The following is a 16162-nucleotide window of genomic DNA, read 5'->3' as shown; positions in this document are numbered from 1 at the left end:
GAGTACTGATGAGGAAGACCACCATCGCGGCGCTGGCCGGCATCGCCGCCGTCAGCATCGCACTGACCGGCTGCGGCCGCGCCGACACCGGCACCGGCGCTGAGGGCGAGAGCGGTGAGCCGCAGGCCGGCTTCGCCGCCGACGCCACGATCGGCGTCGCTCTGCCCGACCGCACCAGCGAGAACTGGGTGCTGGCGGGCGACCTGTTCACCAACGGGCTGACGGATGCCGGCTTCACCGGCAACGTGCAGTACGCGGGCTCGTCGAACTCGGTCGGCGACCAGCAGCAGCAGATCCAGAGCATGATCGCCGACGGCGCAGAGGTCATCATCATCGGCGCCGCCGACACCGGGCAGCTGGCGACGCAGCTCGAAGCGGCTGACGCCGCCGACATCACGGTGATCGCCTACGACCGCCTGATTCAGGACAGCGAGCTGGTCGACTACTACGTCGCCTTCGACAACTTCAACGTCGGCGTGCTGCAGGCGCAGTCCCTGCTCGAGGGTCTCGAGGCGCAGCACGGCGATGTCGACACCTGGAACATCGAGCTCTTCTCGGGCTCGGCCGACGACTCCAACTCTGCGGTCTTCTTCGACGGCGCGATGAGTGTGCTGCAGCCGATGATCGACGACGGCACGCTCAACATCGTCTCCGGCCAGACCACCGTGCAGCAGACCGCGACCGAGGACTGGGCGGCCGAGAACGCGCAGAACCGCATGGACACGATCCTGCAGGCCTCGTACGGCGGTGAGGATCTGCACGGCGTGCTCTCCCCGAACGACAACCTCGCCCGCGCCATCCTCACCTCTGTCCAGAACGCCGGCCGCGACGTGCCGGTCGTGACAGGCCAGGACTCCGAGGTCGAGTCGGTGCAGTCGATCGTCGACGGCGTGCAGTACTCCACCATCTACAAGGACACGCGCGCGCTCGTCGCTGCGGCGATCGAGATGGCGCAGGCGCTGCAGGCGGGCGAGGAGCCCACCACCACCGGCACTCAGGACAACGGCGCCTACGAGGTGCCCTCGAACCTGCTCGAGCCGGTCATCGTGACGCAGGAGAACGCCGCCGAGGCGTACGCCGAGAACCCGGACCTGGCGCCGCTCACCGAGGGGTAGTCAGCGATCCCAGCGGCGGGCGGTCCCTTCGGGGGCCGCCCGTTCGCCGTTCCACCCGGGCGGAGGCGTCCAGGTCGCCGAGCGGGTGCGTCCGGGTCGTCAGGCGGATGCGTCCAGGTCGTCCGCGTCCGGGTCCGGCAGGTCGGCAGTCGCCGCCCGCCACCGCAGCTCGAGCTCACCCATGTCGGCGGCGTGGTCGGCGTAGCGGCAGCCCAGGCCGTTGGGCTTGACGGCGATGCCCTCTTCGTCCCAGTGGGGGAGCGCGTGCTGCAGCAGGTCGCCGCCGAAGTCGCCGGCGTGGTTGGTGATGCGCCACCAGGGCAGATCGCCCGAGTAGTGCCGCATGATCGAGCCCACCTGCCGCGGACCGATGCCGCAGATGGCCGCGATCGCGCCGTACGAGGCGACGCGCCCCTCCGGTACCAGCTCGACGCAGCGCAGCACCCGCTCGATCACCAGCTCTCGGCGCGCATCCACCCGTCCATCCTGCCGCAGCCGCCTCGCTCGGATGGCCGGCGCCGAGCGGTCGCCGACGTGCGACCGGCGTCCAGCCCTTCGCCGAGCGGACGCATCGGGCGCGGTTGCTCGCGACAACCGGGCCGTCCGCGCCGCGTCGCCGCGGCGCCCCTGGCCGAGCGGTCGCATCCGGCTCGGTTCCCCCCGCACCCGGGCCACTCTGCGCCAGCTCGCCGCGGCGGTACGCTCGAGCGGTGGCAGCAGACGGCATGCGATACGCGGCATCAATCCTCGACACGATCGGCGACACCCCGCTCGTGCAGCTCACCAAGGTCACCGAGGGCGTCGCGGCGACGGTGCTCGCGAAGGTCGAGTTCCTGAACCCCGGCGGCTCTGTGAAGGATCGCATCGCGCTGCGGATGATCGAGGAGGCGGAGGCCAGCGGCCTGCTGCAGCCCGGCGGCACGATCGTCGAGCCGACCAGCGGCAACACCGGCGTCGGCCTGGCGCTCGTCGCGCAGCAGAAGGGCTACCGCTGCGTGTTCGTCTGCCCCGACAAGGTCGCCGACGACAAGCTGGCCACCCTGCGGGCGTACGGCGCCGAGGTGGTCGTGACGCCGACGGCGGTCGCTGCCGACAGCCCCGAGAGCTACTACGGCGTCGCGAACCGACTCACCGACGAGATCGACGGCGCCTACCAGCCCAACCAGTTCTTCAACCCGGCCGCGCCCGCCGCGCACGAGGCCAGCACCGGCCCCGAGATCTGGCGCGACACCGCCGGCCGCGTCACGCACTTCGTAGCCGGCGCCGGCACCGGCGGCACCATCACCGGCACCGGTCGCTTCCTGCGCCGCATCTCCGAGGAGCGCGCGACCGGCGCCAGTGATGCAGCCGGGACCGGTGAGCCCAGCGCCGTCGCACCCGGCGCCGTCGCACCCGGCGCCGTCGCACCCGGCGTCGGCGAGCCCGGCGGCCGCGTGCGCATCATCGCCGCCGACCCCGAGGGCTCCATCTACTCCGGCGGCACCGGCCGCCCGTACCTCGTCGAAGGCGTGGGGGAGGACATCTGGCCCGGCAACTACGACCCGAGCGTCGTCGACGAGGTGATCGCCGTGAACGACGCCGAGTCGTTCGCCATGACCCGCCGACTCGCGCGCGAGGAGGGGCTGCTGGTCGGCGGCTCGAGCGGCATGGCCGTCGTCGCGGCACTGCGCGTCGCCGAGGATCTGCCCGCCGACGCGGTCGTCGTCGTGCTGCTGCCCGACTCCGGCCGCGGCTACCTGCAGAAGGTCTACTCCGACACCTGGATGCGCTCCTACGGGTTCGCCGCGCCCGATGCCGAGACGACGGTGCGCGACGTGCTCACGGGCAAGGGCGGCGGCGACGGCGCGGTCCCCGCGCTCGTCCATGCGCACCCCGGCGACACCGTGCACGACGCGATCGAGATCATGCGCGAGTACGGCGTCAGCCAGCTGCCGGTGCTCACCGCCGAGCCGCCGGTGGTGATCGGCGAAGTCGCCGGCGCCGTCGACGAGCGCTCGCTGCTCGACGCCGTCTTCGCCGAGCGCGCCCAGCTCGCCGACCCGATCGCCGAGCACGTGGGGGAGCGGCTGCCGCAGATCGGCATCGCCGAGTCGATCGAGGCCCTGCGCGCCGCGCTCAAGGACCACGACGCCCTGCTCGTGCTCGAGGACGCCAAGCCCGTCGGGGTCATCACCCGCACCGACCTGCTCACCCACCTCTCGAAGGAGGCCTGACATGACGACCGAGCCCAACGCATCCGCCGTGCCTGCCGAAACCACGGTGCCCGCAGAGCACGCAGTGCCCGAACAGCGGGGCTTCGCCACGCGGGCGATCCACGACGGCCAGCCGTTCGACCCGCGCACCGGCGCCGTCATCCCGCCGATCTTCATGACCAGCACCTTCGTGCAGGACGGCATCGGCGGCTTCCGCGACGGCTACGAGTACTCGCGCGGCGGCAACCCCAGCCGCGACGCGCTGCAGCAGCAGCTCGCGAGCCTCGAGGGCGGCACGCACGCGTTCACCTTCGGCTCGGGCCTCGCCGCCGAGGACGCCCTGCTGCGCGCCGTGCTCAAGCCCGGCGACCACGTGCTGATGGGCAACGACGTCTACGGCGGCACGCACCGGCTCGTCTCGCAGCTGCACCAGAAGTGGGGCGTCGAGATCTCGACCGCCGACGCCAGCGACCTCGACGCCGTGCGCGCATCCGTGCGCCCGAACACGAAGATCCTGTGGGTCGAGACGCCCTCGAACCCGCTCATGAAGGTCGCCGACATCGCCGGGCTCGTCGAGATCGGGCACGCGGCGGGCGCGATCGTGGTCGCCGACAACACCTTCGCGACGCCCTACCTGCAGCAGCCGCTCGCGCTCGGCGCCGACGCGGTCGTGCACTCCACCACGAAGTACATCGGCGGGCACTCCGACCTCGTCGGCGGCGCGGTGGTGACGGCGGATGCGTCCCTCGCCGAGAGCGTTGGGTTCCAGCAGTTCGCGGTGGGCGCCGTGAACAGCCCGTTCGACGCCTGGCTGACCAGCCGGTCGCTGAAGACCCTCGCCGTGCGGGTCGAGCGGCATTGCCAGAACGCGCAGGCGGTCGCCGAGGCGCTCGTCGGGCACCCGGCGATCACCGCCGTGCACTACCCGGGCCTGCCGGATCACCCGCAGCACGAGCTGGCCGGGCGGCAGATGCGTGGCACTGCGGGTCCCCTCTTCGGCGGCATGGTCTCGATCCAGCTCGCCGGCGGTGTGCCCGCGGTGCACGAGCTGGTGGGGCGCACGCGGCTGTTCCAGCTGGCGGAGTCGCTCGGCGGCATCGAGTCGCTCATCTGCTACCCGAGCGAGATGACGCACGCGTCGGTGAAGGGGACCGAGCTCGCCGTACCCGAGGACCTGCTGCGGCTCTCGGTGGGGCTGGAGGAGGCCGACGATCTGATCGCCGACCTGACGCAGGCGCTCGACTCGCTCGCGTAGGCCGAGTGCCGCCGAGATGTGCACGCCGCTGGCGGTCGGCATCCGCGAACGCGGCGAAACAGCGGGGTTGAACTGATCGTCGCGTGCACATCTCAGCGGCAGCGACGCCGCTCGCTCAGCTGAGCGGGCCGTTCGCTCAGCTGAGCGGCTTGCCGCGCTGCTCGGGGAGCGTCCAGGCGGCGATCGCCGCGATCGCGAAGGCGAGCGCGAACACTCCGAAGAGCGCGATCGAGCCGCTGCCGGCGATCAGGAACGGCACCGCGAGCGGGGCGATGATCGACGCGATGCGGCCGAAGCCGGCCGCCGCGCCCGTGCCGGTGCCGCGCACGTTGGTCGGGTAGAGCTCCGGCCCGATGGCGTAGAGCGCGCCCCAGGCGCCGAGGTTGAAGAACGAGAGCGTGCAGCCCGCCGCGATGATCATGGCCTCGGTCGAGGCCGTGCCGTACCAGGCGGCCGCGCACGCCGAGCCGATCAGGAAGACGGTGAGCGTGGGCCGCCGGCCCCACTTCTCGATCAGGAACGCCGCCGCCGCGTAGCCGGGCAGCTGCGCGACGGTGATGATGAGCGTGAACTCGAACGAGCGCACCAGCGAGAAGCCCTGCTCCACCAGCAGCGACGGGATCCAGATGAACGCCCCGTAGTACGAGAAGTTGATGCAGAACCAGACCGTCCACAGTGCGATCGTGCGGCGGCGCAGCGTCGGCGACCAGATCGAGAGCTTCGGCTCGGATGCGGCCAGCTCGGTGGCTGCACGGGCGGATGCGGCTGGTGACGCCGCGGACGCCGCGGGCTCCGTGCGCGCCGACGGCGACGCATCCGTCATCTGGGTCTCCCGAGACGGCCCGGCCGGCTCGGGGATGCCCGCCGCCGCCTCGAACTCGCGCACGGTGCGCTCGGCCTCGTCGACGCGGCCCTTCGCCAGCAGGTAGCGCACCGACTCGGGCATGCCCCAGCGCACCACGATCGAGAACAGCGCCGGCGCCATGCCGATCGCCAGGCCCCAGCGCCAGCCGTCGTCCGAGGCGCTGACGACGAAGGTGCCGATGACCGCCGCGAGAATCCAGCCGAGCGCCCAGAAGGCCTCGAGCCAGACCACCACGCGGCCGCGGATCTTCTTGGGTGCGAACTCGCTGATCAGGGTCGACGCGACCGGCAGCTCGGCGCCGAGGCCCAAGCCGACCACGAAGCGCAGCACCAGCAGCGCCGCGAGCGAGCCGACCAGGGCGGAGGCGCCGGTCGCGATGCCGTAGACGAGCAGGGTGAGCGCGAAGACGCTGCGGCGGCCGATGCGGTCGGCGAGCAGGCCGCCGACGGTCGCACCGATGGCCATGCCGACGAAGCCGATCGAGGCGATCCAGCTGGCCTCGATGCTCGTGAGCTGCCACTGCTGCGCGAGCGCGGCGATCACGAACGAGATCAGACCGACATCCATCGCGTCGAGCGCCCAGCCGATGCCCGAGGTGCCGAGCAGGCGGCCGTGCTTGCGGGTGAAGGGCAGCCGGTCGAGCCGCTCGGAGCGGGTCAGGCCGTCGGTGCTGGGCAGGGCGCTCATGCTGTGGTCTCTCGTCGAGGGCGCGGGATTCGCCGGACGGCACCACGATAGTGCGGCGGGCACCCCGCCCGGATAGCGTGGCGGCATGAGCGAGCCCATCGAGATCCCAGCCGAAGCCGAGCGCACCGAGATCACCGCGTTCGTCGTGGCGTCGACGGATGCGGTGTGGCAGCTGTTCACGACGCCGGCCGGCCTCGCCCAGTGGTGGTGGCCGCAGTTCGACGATGCGCAGTACGAGCTCGACGTGCAGGAGGGCGGCATGTACCGCTTCCGCACCGCGACCGGCGGCTTCGGCGTGCAGGGCCGCTACCTGCAGCTCGACGAGCGCTCGCGCATCGTGCAGACCTGGGACTGGCTCGGCGGCGGCGAGGAGCTGCAGGGCGAGGAGCAGCTGGTGATCATCGATCTGCGCGAGACGGGCGACGGCACGCTCGTGCGCGTGACGCAGACCGGGCCGCTCGACGAGCTCGACGACCTGCGGGACGGCTGGCAGGACACCCTGACTCGGCTCGAGGAGCACTTCGACGACTGAGCGCCGCCGCGCGAGACGACGTCAGACGGATGCGTCGGCGCCGGTCGCGCGGGTGCCGCGCCACCCGCTGACGGCGTGGCCAGCGCCGAAGGCGAGCAGCGAGAGCGGCTGCAGGGTGCTCAGCAGAAGGGCGCCGTCGGCACCGGCCTGGCCGAGGCCGATGATCAGTGCGTAGGCTCCGTAGGTGGCGAGCCCGAAGCAGGCCGCGACGATCAGCATCGACCAGCTGTTGAAGCCGCTCGCGGGCCAGCTGGTGGCGATCGCGACACCGGCGGCCACGCCGATGATGAGGCGCGTGGCGTTCCAGACCTCCCCGCCGCTGGCCCCGAGCAGCCACAGGTCGGCGGGCACCAGCACGACCGCGAGCCACCAGCAGTGGAAGAGGATCAGCAGGATGCCGCCGAGCTTGGCCAGGCTGAACGGCGCCCGGTCGCCGACGAAGGCCTTCGCCAGCAGCACCGCGGCGACCACCATCAGCAGTCCGCCGGCGATCGTGCCCACCTGCCCGAGCGGGAGCGGGCTCGCCATCGGGAGCATGAGCAGCAGTTGGGGCGCCAGGCCGAGCAGCGTGCCGACGATCGCCGCGCCGCCGCCCCACAGCTGCAGCCGCCGGTGCACCGCGTGGCCGCGAGCAGCGGTCGTGTCGTGAGCGATCGGCGTGCTGGATGCCGTCATGGCCGGGCCTCTCCATCAGGTGCTCCGATCTTGCCACAGCCCGGCCGAAAGCGGCGCGAGACTCGTTCGCTGGGCTAAGCAGGCGTAGGCTGGCGCGACGCTGTCTGACACGAAGAGGATTCCCATGCTGCTCGCCATCGTCAACGCCCACGTCGTGCCCGTGGAGGGCGAGGAGTTCGAGGGCACGATCCTGGTGCGAGACGGGCGGATCGCCGAGCTCGGCGCCGACGTGACGGTGCCCGAGGGCGCGACGGTGCTCGATGTGGCCGGTGCGCAGGTGACGCCGGGGCTGGTCGACGCGCACGTGCACCTGGGCGTGCACCCCGAGGGTGACGGCAACGGCGCCAGCGATACCAACGAGATGACGAACCCGAACACGGCGGGCGTGCGCACGATCGACGCCATCGACCCCTTCGACGAGGGCTGGGATCTGGCGCTCGCGGGCGGCGTCACGACCGTCAACGTCAACCCCGGCTCCGGCAACCCGATCGGCGGCCAAGCCACCACGCTCCACACGCACGGCCGCATCGTCGACCACATGGTGCTGCGCGAGCCCGCCGGCATCAAGAGCGCGCTGGGCGAGAACCCCAAGCGCGTCTACGGCGAGAAGAAGCAGACCCCATCCACGCGCCTCGGCACCGCGAAGATCATCCGGGATGCCTTCGTCGCGGCGCAGAACTACCAGCGGCGCCACGCCGACCCCGACAACGACAAGCGCCACGACGTCGACCTGACGATGGAGGCGCTCGGCAAGGTGCTCGCCCGCGAGATCCCCTGGCGCCAGCACGCGCACCGCGCCGACGACATCGTCACGGCCCTGCGCCTCCAGGCCGAGTTCGGCTACGACCTCGTCATCGACCACGGCACCGAGGCGCACCTGGTCGCCGACCTGCTCGCAGAGCGGGGTGTGCCGGTGCTCATCGGCCCGCTGTTCACGACGAAGTCGAAGATGGAGCTGCGCGGCCGCTCGATCGCCAACCCCGGCAGACTCGCGGCCGCGGGCGTCGAGATCTCGATCATCACCGACCACCCGGTCATCCCCATCTCCTTCCTGGTCCATCAGGCCGCCTTCGCCGTCCGCGAGGGCCTCGACCGCGAGACGGCCCTCAGGGCCATCACCATCAACCCCGCGAAGGTGCTCGGCATCGCCGACCAGGTGGGCACGCTCGAGCCCGGCAAGCGCGCCGACCTGGTCGTCTGGAGCGGCGACTGGATGGACCCGATGGCCCGCCCGCGCACCGTGCTCATCGACGGTGCCGTCGTCTTCGAGCACGACGCGACGACCGGCGAGGAGCGCGTCGCCCCGCGCAGCGACGTGCCGCTCGTGCTCGCGCAGGAGTGAGCAGCGCCCCCGGCGCCGAGTTCAGCAGGCGGCACCGCGTCACGACGCTGATCGTGCTCGGGCTGCTCGCCGGCCTCGGCCCCTTCACGATCGACCTCTACCTGCCGGCCTTCCCGGCGGTGAAGGACGACTTCGGCACGACGGATGCGGTGGTGCAGCTGACACTGTCGGCCACCACGCTCGGGTTCGCATTCGGGCAGTTGGTGATGGGGCCGCTTTCCGACCGTGTCGGCCGGCGCAGGCCGCTGCTCGTCGCCACGGCCGTGCACGTGCTCGCGAGCGTCGCCGTCGCCATGGCGCCCGACATCGTGACGCTCATGCTCATGCGCGTCGTCCAGGGGTTCGGCGCGGCCGCCGGCACGGTGGTCGCGATGGCGATGGTGCGCGACCTCTTCGGCGGCAAGCAGCTCACCACGGCGCTGTCGCGGCTCGCGCTCGTGATCGGCATCGCCCCGATCGCCGCCCCGGTGATCGGCTCCTGGCTGGTCGGCTTCCTGCACTGGCGCGGGCTGTTCTGGGTGCTCGCCGCGTACGCCGTGCTCGTGATCGTGCTGCAGCTGCTCTTCCTGCGCGAGACGCTCCCGCCGCACCTGCGGCACGAGCGCGGCCACTCGACGCTCGGGCAGCGCTACCGCGCGGTGCTCACCGATCGCGTCTTCGTCGGCGTCGTGATCATCGGGGCGAGCATCTTCGGCGGCATGTTCGCCTACATCTCCACCGCCTCGCTGCTGCTGCAGGAGGTCTACGGCTTCACGCCGGGGCAGTTCGGCCTGGTGTTCGCGCTCTGCTCGGTCGGCGTGCTGATCGGCACGCAGACGGCAGGCCGTGCCGCCAACCGCTTCGGGCCGCAGTGGGTGCTGGCGGTCTCCACCGCGCTGCTGGTGGTCTCGGCGGCCGGCATCGTCGCGCTGGATCTCGCGGGGCTCGGCGTCGCAGGGCTGGTGCCGCCGCTGGCGGTGTTCGCCTTCGCCTTCGGGCTGTCGATGCCCTGCGTGCAGACGCTGGCGCTCGTCGGCCACTCCAGCGAGGCCGGCACCGCGGCGTCGCTGCTGGGCGCCTGCAACATGTCGATCGCCGGCCTGGTCAGCCCGATCGTCGGCCTGTTCCGCATCGAGAACGCGATCCCGATGGGCACGATCATGTTCCTGTGCGGACTGCTGGCGACCGCGTCCCTGTGGTTCGTCGTGCGACCGCGCACGGTGCCGGCGATCGAGTGAGGCGTGCGAAGATGGCGCCATGACTGACGAGCTCTCGAAGGCCCAGGCTGCACTGGAAGCGGCCCGCAAGGCGCAGCTCGAAGCGGCGGCGAGGCTCGCGGAGCTGCAGGCGAGCGAGGCGCGTGTGAAGAAGGACTCGCCGCCCGCACCCGCCGACATCGACTCGCCGGGCGAGGCGCCGCCGGTGGCCGAGAGCTTCGAGGAGGCCCCGGTCTCCGCGCCGCAGCCCGCCGACCCCGAGCAGCCGGTCGAACCGGGCGAGACGGTCGAGGAGCATGCGCTCGTCGGGCCGCTCAGCGCCGACGCCGTCGGTGAGATCCGCGCCGGCTACGCCTTCGACGGCGCCGCGCTCGAGATGGGCGCGCTCGTCAACGGCGAAGCCGACGCCGAGACGCCGGTGCGCATCCCGCTGTCCATGGTCAATCGCCACGGCCTCGTCGCCGGCGCCACCGGCACCGGCAAGACCAAGACGCTGCAGGTGCTCGCCGAGCAGCTCTCCGCCGCCGGCGTGCCCGTGTTCGCCGCCGACATCAAGGGCGACCTCTCCGGCATCGCGACGGCTGGGGAGTCGAGCGACAAGCTGCTCGCGCGCACTGCCGGCATCGGGCAGGCCTGGGAGCCTGCGGCGTCCCCGGTCGAGTACTTCGCGCTGGGCGGCATCGGCCACGGCGTGCCCATTCGCGCCACCGTGCTCGACTTCGGCCCGACGCTGCTGTCGAAGGTGCTGGGGCTCAACGACACCCAGGAGTCGAGCCTCGGCATCGTGTTCGCCTACGCCGACGAGCAGCAGCTGCCGCTGATCGACCTCAAGGACCTGCGGGAGCTGCTGCTGTGGCTCACCAGCGACGAGGGCAAGGACGACCTGCGCAGGCTCGGTGGCATCTCGACGCAGACCGCGGGCGTGATCCTGCGCGAGATCACCGCCTTCAGCGGCCAGGGGGCGGATGTCTTCTTCGGCGAGCCCGACATCGACACCCGCGAGTTCCTCCGCACCACCCCCGACGGCCGCGGCGTCATCAGCCTGCTCGAGGTGCCGGGCGTCGCCGACCAGCCCGCGCTGTTCTCCACCTTCCTCATGTGGCTGCTCGCCGACCTGTTCGAGGATCTGCCGGAGGTCGGCGACGTCGACAAGCCCAAGCTGGTGTTCTTCTTCGACGAGGCGCACCTGCTGTTCAAGGACGCCTCGAAGGACTTCCTGGCGGCCATCGTGCAGACCGTGCGACTGATTCGCTCCAAGGGCGTGGGCATCTTCTTCGTCACGCAGACGCCGAAGGACGTGCCCGACGACGTGCTCGCGCAGCTCGGCTCCCGCGTGCAGCATCAGCTGCGCGCGCACACGCCCGACGCCGAGAGCGCGCTGCGGGCGACGGTGCGCACCTACCCCAAGAGCGACTACGACCTCGAAGAGGTGCTGACGAGCCTCGGGATCGGCGAGGCGATCGTCACCGTCATGAACGAGAAGGGCGCGCCGACGCCGGTCGCCTGGACGCGCCTGCGCGCACCGCAGGGCTCGATGGACCCCACTCCGGCCGCCGAGATCGATCGCACGGTGCAAGCCTCGGCGCTGCTGGCGAAGTACGGCGAGGCCGTCGACCGTGAGTCCGCCTACGAGCGCCTGCAGGCCAAGCTGCAGGCGGCGCAGAAGGCGGAGCAGGACGAGCAGGCGCGCGAAGCCGCCGAGGAGGAGGCGAAGCGGCTGGAGGCGGAGGCGAAGCGCAACCGATCGAGCCGCGGCTCCGGCCGCTCTAGCTCCGGTGGCTCGAGCGCCGGCGGCGGCAACGTGATCACCGACTTCCTCGGGTCTCGCTCGGGCCAGGCCATGATCCGGGACGTCGTGCGCGGCATCTTCGGCAACCGGCGACGGTGAGCCAGCCTGCTCCGCGCTCCCGCGACATCCGGCCCCGCGACATCCGGCCCCGCGTCATCGGGGCATTGCGGCTCCGGGAGGTGCAGCTGGCCCTGACGCTGATGGTGGCGCTGGTGCTGGTGGCGCTCTCGGTCGTCAGTGCGAACGTCTGGGATCAGCCGTGGCCGTGGATCGTGGCGATCGGCATGGCAGCGGCGACCGCGCTCGCGGTGGCCTCGCCCTCTGCCGGTGTGCAGATGCGCATCATCGTGCCCGCGCTCGACCTGCTGGCGCTGACGGCGCTCATCGCCGATCCGCAGGCGCCGCGCATCGTGGCGCTGCTGGCCGTGATGCCGGCGTTCTGGCTCGGCGTCACGGTGCGCAGCCGAGGCATCGGCATCGTCGCGATCGCCGGCGCGGCGCTGCTCGTGCTGATGGCGCTGCGCATCCCGCAGTCCACCGGTGTCACGCTGACCGCCAACGTGGTGGGCGTCGTGATCGTGCCGCTGGCGCTCGTGGCCACCGCGTGGTTCGCCTACAGCTACGCCCGCACGATCGAGCGGCAGCAGCTCTCCATCCTGCAGCGGGAGCGCGCGATGCAGGCGATCGCGAAGCAGCGCGAGGCCGACGCAGGGCTGCTCGACGCGATCTTCGAGACGGCTCGCGTCGGTCTGCTGCTGCTGGACGCGGATGGCAGCGTGCTGCGCGTGAACTCCACGCTCAGGGGGCATGAGGCGCTCGCGGGCGACGGCATCGACGCCATGCTGGACGGCGCGCGCTTCCTCGAGCTCGACACGCGCCGCGAGCTGCCGCCCGCTGACGCGCCGTTCCTGCGGGCTGCTCGAGGCGAGGCCTTCGACAACGTCGTCTGCTGGGTGGCGCGCCCCGGCCAGGAGATGTTCGCGATCACGATGTCGTCGCGGCCGCTCTTCATCGACGAGGAGTTCCGCGGCTCGATCGCCTCGGTCGACGACGTGACCGTCTACATGCGCATGCTGGAGGATCGCGACGACTTCGTCGCCCTCGTCTCCCACGAGCTGCGCACGCCGCTGACCTCGATCGCCGGGTTCCTCGAGCTGGCCCTCGACGAGGAGCTGCCCGACTCGCTGCGCTCGTGGCTGTCGATCGTGCAGCGCAACGCCGACCGGCTGCGGGCGCTGGTCGAGGATCTGCTGATCGTCGGCGAGATGAGCCGGGGCGAGGTGCACCTGCAGGCCCGGCCGACCGAGCTCCGGTCGCTCGCCGAGGAGGCCGTCGCGACGCTCGACCACCGCGCGCGCCGCCGGGGCGTCGCGCTGCGCCTGGTCGACGGCCCGCCCGTGCAGCTCGAGGCCGATGCTCGACGCATCACGCAGGTGATCGAGAACCTGGTCTCGAACGGCATCAAGTACACGCGCGAGCACGGCCGCGTCGACGTGCACGTCGAATTGGAGGGGACGGATGCGGTGGTGCGCGTCGTCGACGACGGCCCCGGCGTGCCGCCGGACGAGGCGGCACGCGTCTTCGAGCGCTTCTACCGCGCCGCCGAGGCGCGGGCATCCGGCGTGCAGGGCGCGGGCCTGGGCCTGTGGATCTGCCGCATGATCGTGCACGCCCACGGCGGCACGCTCGATTTCACGAGCGAGCCGGGCACGGGTTCAACCGCGTCCTTCCGCGTCCCCGGCGCGGCCTGACGCATCCGTCGTCCCGGCGAAGCCGGCGCGCGTCATCTCTCCCCAGACCTGCGTGCGGCCCGTCAGGCCCGCCCACCAGCCCTGCAGGCGCCAGACGGCGGTGAGCTGGCGGTAGCCGAGGCTCTCGGCCAGCACCGCCCAGAGCGTCGCGCCCAGGTCGCGCCAGCGCTCGTAGCGGTGGAAGCTCGCCTCCTCGACGATGACCGCAGTGAGCGTCACGAGCGTGCCGTAGCCGTAGGAGACGACGATCAGGAACACGGCCATGCCGGTGTTGAGGGCGCCGGTGGCGAAGCCGAGCACGATCAGCACCAGCCCCAGGATCTCGAGCAGCGGCGCGAACAGCTCGAACAGCCAGTAGTACGGCAGCGCGACCGCGCCGATGCGGCCGTAGCGCGGGCGCAGCAGCATGCCGCGGTACTTCCAGAGCACCTCCCACAGGCCGCGATGCCAGCGGCGCCGCTGCCGGGCGAGCACCTGCAGCGTCGATGGCGCCTCCGTCCAGCTGACCGGCTCCGGCACGTAGACGACCCGCTTGTCGCGCCTGCCGTCGCGGATCCAGCGCTGGATGCGCATCACGAGCTCGAAATCCTCGCCGATCGAGTCGGGGTCGAGCCCGCCGACCTCGAGCAGCACGTCGCGGCGGAACATGCCGAACGCGCCGGAGATCAGCACGAGCGCCTGCAGATCCGACCACGCCGTGCGGCCGAGCATGAAGGCCCGCAGGTACTCGACCACCTGGATGCGGGCGATGAGCTGCTTCGGCATGCGGATCTCGACGATGCGGCCGCCCAGCACGCGGCTGTTGTTCACGATGCGGATGGCGCCGCCGGTCGCGACGACGCGGTCGGGGTCGTCGGCGAAGGGCTTCGAGACCGACAGCAGCGCATCCGGCTCGAGGATCGAGTCGGCGTCGACCATCACCACGAGGTCCTTGCTCGCGAGGTCGAGGGCCGCGTTGACCGAGTCGGAGCGGCCGGAGTTCTGCTTGTCGATGACGGTCAGCGGCACGACGCCGCCCCGCGAGCGCCACACCGCGACGATCTCGCCGCGCACCGGCAGGCGGCCCGGGATGTCGCGGTCGTCCGGCACCAGGTCGAACGCCTCGCGCAGCACCTGCATGGTCGCGTCGGTGCTGCCGTCGTTGACGACGATGACCTCATGGTCGGGATAGCGCAGGTCGAGCACCGAGCGCACGCTCGTGCGGATCACGGCGGCCTCGTTGTAGGCGGGCACCAGCACGCTCACGCCCGGGCTGAGCGGCGACGCGGCCATCGCCTCGCGACCGGTGTGGTCGCTCTCGCGCAGGTGGCGCACGAAGTGCCGCGACGCCAGCAGCACCAGCACGAGCATCGCGGTGTTCGAGAGCAGGAAGTAGATCGCGCTGGGCCAGGACAGGGCGAGGATGATCGTCGAGACCGCGTCGTGCAGCCAGCTCATGCCAGGGCCTCCCGAGCGATGCCGGCGGCGCGGCGCACGGCCGGCACGCCCTGCGCCTCGATGCGCGCGAGCGCGCCGGTCGTCCACGCCGGCGGCATCGCGGCGAGCGTCGCCGCCGCAGCCTCGCCGTCGCGGCCGTCGGCGAGCGCGGCCTCCAGCAGCACCGGCACCGCCGCGGCGACCGGCAGCCGCTCGAGCGAGCGGATGGCGGCCAGCCGCACCGACTCGTCGTCGTCGTCGAGCAGCCCGACCAGCCGCTCGCCGACGCCCGGCGCCTGCAGCAGGCCGGCGACGCGCGCGGCACCGCGCCGCACCCCCGCGTCGGGATGCTCGAGCGCCAGGCGCACGCGGTCGCCGGCGGCGAGGCCCTGCTGCAGCAGCGCCGAGGCGGCCGCGTTGTTGGGCACGCCGCTGTCGGTCGCGAGGGCGGCGATGACGCGTTCGACCGCCTCGGGCTCGGTGTATGCGCCCAGGGCGCGGATCGCGACGGTGCGCACAGCCGGCACCGGGTCCTCGGCCAGCCGGCACAGCAGCGCGAGCGCGCCGGGCGGCTGCAGCAGGCCCAGCGCCTCGGCGGCGTCGGCCCGCAGCGCGGGGCTGCGATCCTCGGAGAGCGCGAGCACGCGCGGCACGATGCCGGCGGCGTCGCCGACCGCGCGCAGGCGGTCGGCTGCCTCGCCGGTGACATCGCGCAGCATGGCGAACACGGTGCGGCGCACGTGTGCCCGCTCGTCGGCACCGAGCGCGCGCACCCGCGCGAGCAGCGCATCCGTCTCATCGTCCTCGGCGACGGTCGCGGCCAGCACGAGGGGGCGGATGCGCTCGTCGAGTCGCGCGCGCACGCTCGCCCGCCGACGGCGCAGGGTGCGCTGCACGACCAGCGATGCGAGCATGCCGAGCGTGATGCCGGCGGTGATGAGCAGGACCGCCTGCATCACCCCGTCGGTCAGCCAGCTCATCCCAGCGCGGCGGTCACGCGCGCGAGCAGGGCGCGCGGGCTGAACGGCTTGGTCACGTAGTCGTCGGCGCCGGCGGCGAAGCCCGCCTCGATGTCCTTCTCCTGGCCGCGCGCCGTCAGCAGGATGACGGGCGTGCGGTCGCCGCGCTCGCGCACCGCTCGCAGCACGTCGATGCCCGACATGCCGGGCATCATCACGTCGAGCACGATCACCGACCAGCCGCCGGCGAGGGCGGCCTCGAGGCCCTGCGAGCCATCGGGCTGCATGACCACCTCGTGCCCGGCCGACTCGAGCTTGATCGCGACCAGGTCGCGGATGTCACGGTCGTCATCGACGACCAGGATGCGGGCGCTCACGACGGGCTCCC

Annotated in this window: 14 protein-coding genes; 8 read left to right on the top strand and 6 right to left on the bottom strand. The window is 72.1% G+C overall.

Going from position 1 to position 16162, the window contains the following annotated elements:
* The first annotated feature begins 8 nt into the window (after window positions 1-8).
* A complete protein-coding gene (locus J1M46_RS08600; RefSeq protein ID WP_206447434.1) occupies window positions 9-1115 on the top strand; it encodes a substrate-binding domain-containing protein in 1107 nt (368 codons plus the stop codon).
* A 99-nt stretch (window positions 1116-1214) separates the two neighbouring features.
* On the opposite strand, the gene J1M46_RS08595 is transcribed toward J1M46_RS08600, so the two are convergent.
* Window positions 1215-1592, bottom strand: a complete 378-nt coding sequence (locus J1M46_RS08595) for an MGMT family protein (protein ID WP_342384327.1) — start codon at window positions 1590-1592, stop codon at window positions 1215-1217.
* A 248-nt stretch (window positions 1593-1840) separates the two neighbouring features.
* On the opposite strand from J1M46_RS08595, the gene J1M46_RS08590 reads away from it, so the two are divergent.
* Complete coding sequence (locus J1M46_RS08590) at window positions 1841-3328, top strand: pyridoxal-phosphate dependent enzyme (protein WP_206448649.1); 1488 nt, start codon at window positions 1841-1843, stop codon at window positions 3326-3328.
* 1 nt (window position 3329) lies between these two features.
* Window positions 3330-4562: a cystathionine gamma-synthase gene (locus J1M46_RS08585; RefSeq protein WP_206447433.1), complete on the top strand. Its 1233-nt coding sequence runs from the start codon at window positions 3330-3332 to the stop codon at window positions 4560-4562.
* Window positions 4563-4698: 136 nt separating this feature from the next.
* Here the strand turns inward: J1M46_RS08585 and J1M46_RS08580 are convergent, their stop codons facing one another.
* Window positions 4699-6114, bottom strand: coding sequence for an MFS transporter (locus J1M46_RS08580; protein WP_206447432.1), 1416 nt, complete (start codon window positions 6112-6114; stop codon window positions 4699-4701).
* Between the two features lie 85 nt (window positions 6115-6199).
* On the opposite strand from J1M46_RS08580, the gene J1M46_RS08575 reads away from it, so the two are divergent.
* On the top strand, window positions 6200-6646 hold the full coding sequence (locus J1M46_RS08575; RefSeq protein ID WP_206447431.1) for an SRPBCC family protein: 447 nt from the start codon (window positions 6200-6202) through the stop codon (window positions 6644-6646).
* A 21-nt stretch (window positions 6647-6667) separates the two neighbouring features.
* On the opposite strand, the gene J1M46_RS08570 is transcribed toward J1M46_RS08575, so the two are convergent.
* A complete protein-coding gene (locus tag J1M46_RS08570) occupies window positions 6668-7321 on the bottom strand; it encodes a hypothetical protein (protein ID WP_206447430.1) in 654 nt (217 codons plus the stop codon).
* Between the two features lie 124 nt (window positions 7322-7445).
* Between J1M46_RS08570 and J1M46_RS08565 the strand changes: the two genes are divergently transcribed.
* The 4 genes from J1M46_RS08565 to J1M46_RS08550 all read left to right on the top strand — a co-directional run bounded on the left by J1M46_RS08565 (window position 7446) and on the right by J1M46_RS08550 (window position 13399).
* Window positions 7446-8663, top strand: coding sequence for an amidohydrolase (locus J1M46_RS08565; RefSeq protein WP_206447429.1), 1218 nt, complete (start codon window positions 7446-7448; stop codon window positions 8661-8663).
* On the top strand, window positions 8660-9880 hold the full coding sequence (locus J1M46_RS08560; RefSeq protein WP_206447428.1) for a Bcr/CflA family efflux MFS transporter: 1221 nt from the start codon (window positions 8660-8662) through the stop codon (window positions 9878-9880). The genes J1M46_RS08565 and J1M46_RS08560 overlap by 4 nt, the downstream gene beginning before the upstream one ends.
* Window positions 9881-9899: 19 nt before the next feature.
* Window positions 9900-11747, top strand: a complete 1848-nt coding sequence (locus tag J1M46_RS08555) for a helicase HerA-like domain-containing protein (protein WP_206447427.1) — start codon at window positions 9900-9902, stop codon at window positions 11745-11747.
* A gap of 80 nt (window positions 11748-11827) precedes the next feature.
* Window positions 11828-13399: an ATP-binding protein gene (locus J1M46_RS08550; RefSeq protein ID WP_206447426.1), complete on the top strand. Its 1572-nt coding sequence runs from the start codon at window positions 11828-11830 to the stop codon at window positions 13397-13399.
* Here the strand turns inward: J1M46_RS08550 and J1M46_RS08545 are convergent.
* Genes J1M46_RS08545 through J1M46_RS08535 form a run of 3 tightly spaced genes read right to left on the bottom strand, consistent with a single transcriptional unit; the run spans window position 13364 to window position 16151 of the window.
* Complete coding sequence (locus J1M46_RS08545; RefSeq protein WP_206447425.1) at window positions 13364-14836, bottom strand: glycosyltransferase family 2 protein; 1473 nt, start codon at window positions 14834-14836, stop codon at window positions 13364-13366. The two genes, J1M46_RS08550 and J1M46_RS08545, sit on opposite strands and share 36 nt — an antisense overlap.
* Window positions 14833-15795 (bottom strand): HEAT repeat domain-containing protein, encoded by a 963-nt coding sequence (locus J1M46_RS08540; protein ID WP_206447424.1) that lies wholly within the window; start codon window positions 15793-15795, stop codon window positions 14833-14835. Before J1M46_RS08540 ends, J1M46_RS08545 begins: the two co-directional genes overlap by 4 nt.
* Window positions 15792-16151, bottom strand: coding sequence for a response regulator (locus J1M46_RS08535; RefSeq protein WP_206447423.1), 360 nt, complete (start codon window positions 16149-16151; stop codon window positions 15792-15794). Before J1M46_RS08535 ends, J1M46_RS08540 begins: the two co-directional genes overlap by 4 nt.
* Window positions 16152-16162 lie beyond the last annotated feature (11 nt).

The organism is Agrococcus sp. KRD186, assembly GCF_017168255.1.
In the GTDB taxonomy this organism is placed as follows: Bacteria; Actinomycetota; Actinomycetes; order Actinomycetales; family Microbacteriaceae; genus Agrococcus.
Note: the sequence above shows the minus strand (reverse complement) of the source record. Positions and strands in the feature narration are given on the sequence as shown.

Coding starts and splice junctions, on each gene's coding strand:
- J1M46_RS08590 (WP_206448649.1), top strand. CDS start 1,841: ATGCGATACGCGGCATCAATCCTCGACACGATCGGCGACACCCCGCTC.
- J1M46_RS08545 (WP_206447425.1), bottom strand. CDS start 14,836: ATGAGCTGGCTGCACGACGCGGTCTCGACGATCATCCTCGCCCTGTCC.
- J1M46_RS08570 (WP_206447430.1), bottom strand. CDS start 7,321: ATGACGGCATCCAGCACGCCGATCGCTCACGACACGACCGCTGCTCGC.
- J1M46_RS08600 (WP_206447434.1), top strand. CDS start 9: ATGAGGAAGACCACCATCGCGGCGCTGGCCGGCATCGCCGCCGTCAGC.
- J1M46_RS08585 (WP_206447433.1), top strand. CDS start 3,330: ATGACGACCGAGCCCAACGCATCCGCCGTGCCTGCCGAAACCACGGTG.
- J1M46_RS08555 (WP_206447427.1), top strand. CDS start 9,900: ATGACTGACGAGCTCTCGAAGGCCCAGGCTGCACTGGAAGCGGCCCGC.
- J1M46_RS08565 (WP_206447429.1), top strand. CDS start 7,446: ATGCTGCTCGCCATCGTCAACGCCCACGTCGTGCCCGTGGAGGGCGAG.
- J1M46_RS08575 (WP_206447431.1), top strand. CDS start 6,200: ATGAGCGAGCCCATCGAGATCCCAGCCGAAGCCGAGCGCACCGAGATC.
- J1M46_RS08580 (WP_206447432.1), bottom strand. CDS start 6,114: ATGAGCGCCCTGCCCAGCACCGACGGCCTGACCCGCTCCGAGCGGCTC.
- J1M46_RS08540 (WP_206447424.1), bottom strand. CDS start 15,795: ATGAGCTGGCTGACCGACGGGGTGATGCAGGCGGTCCTGCTCATCACC.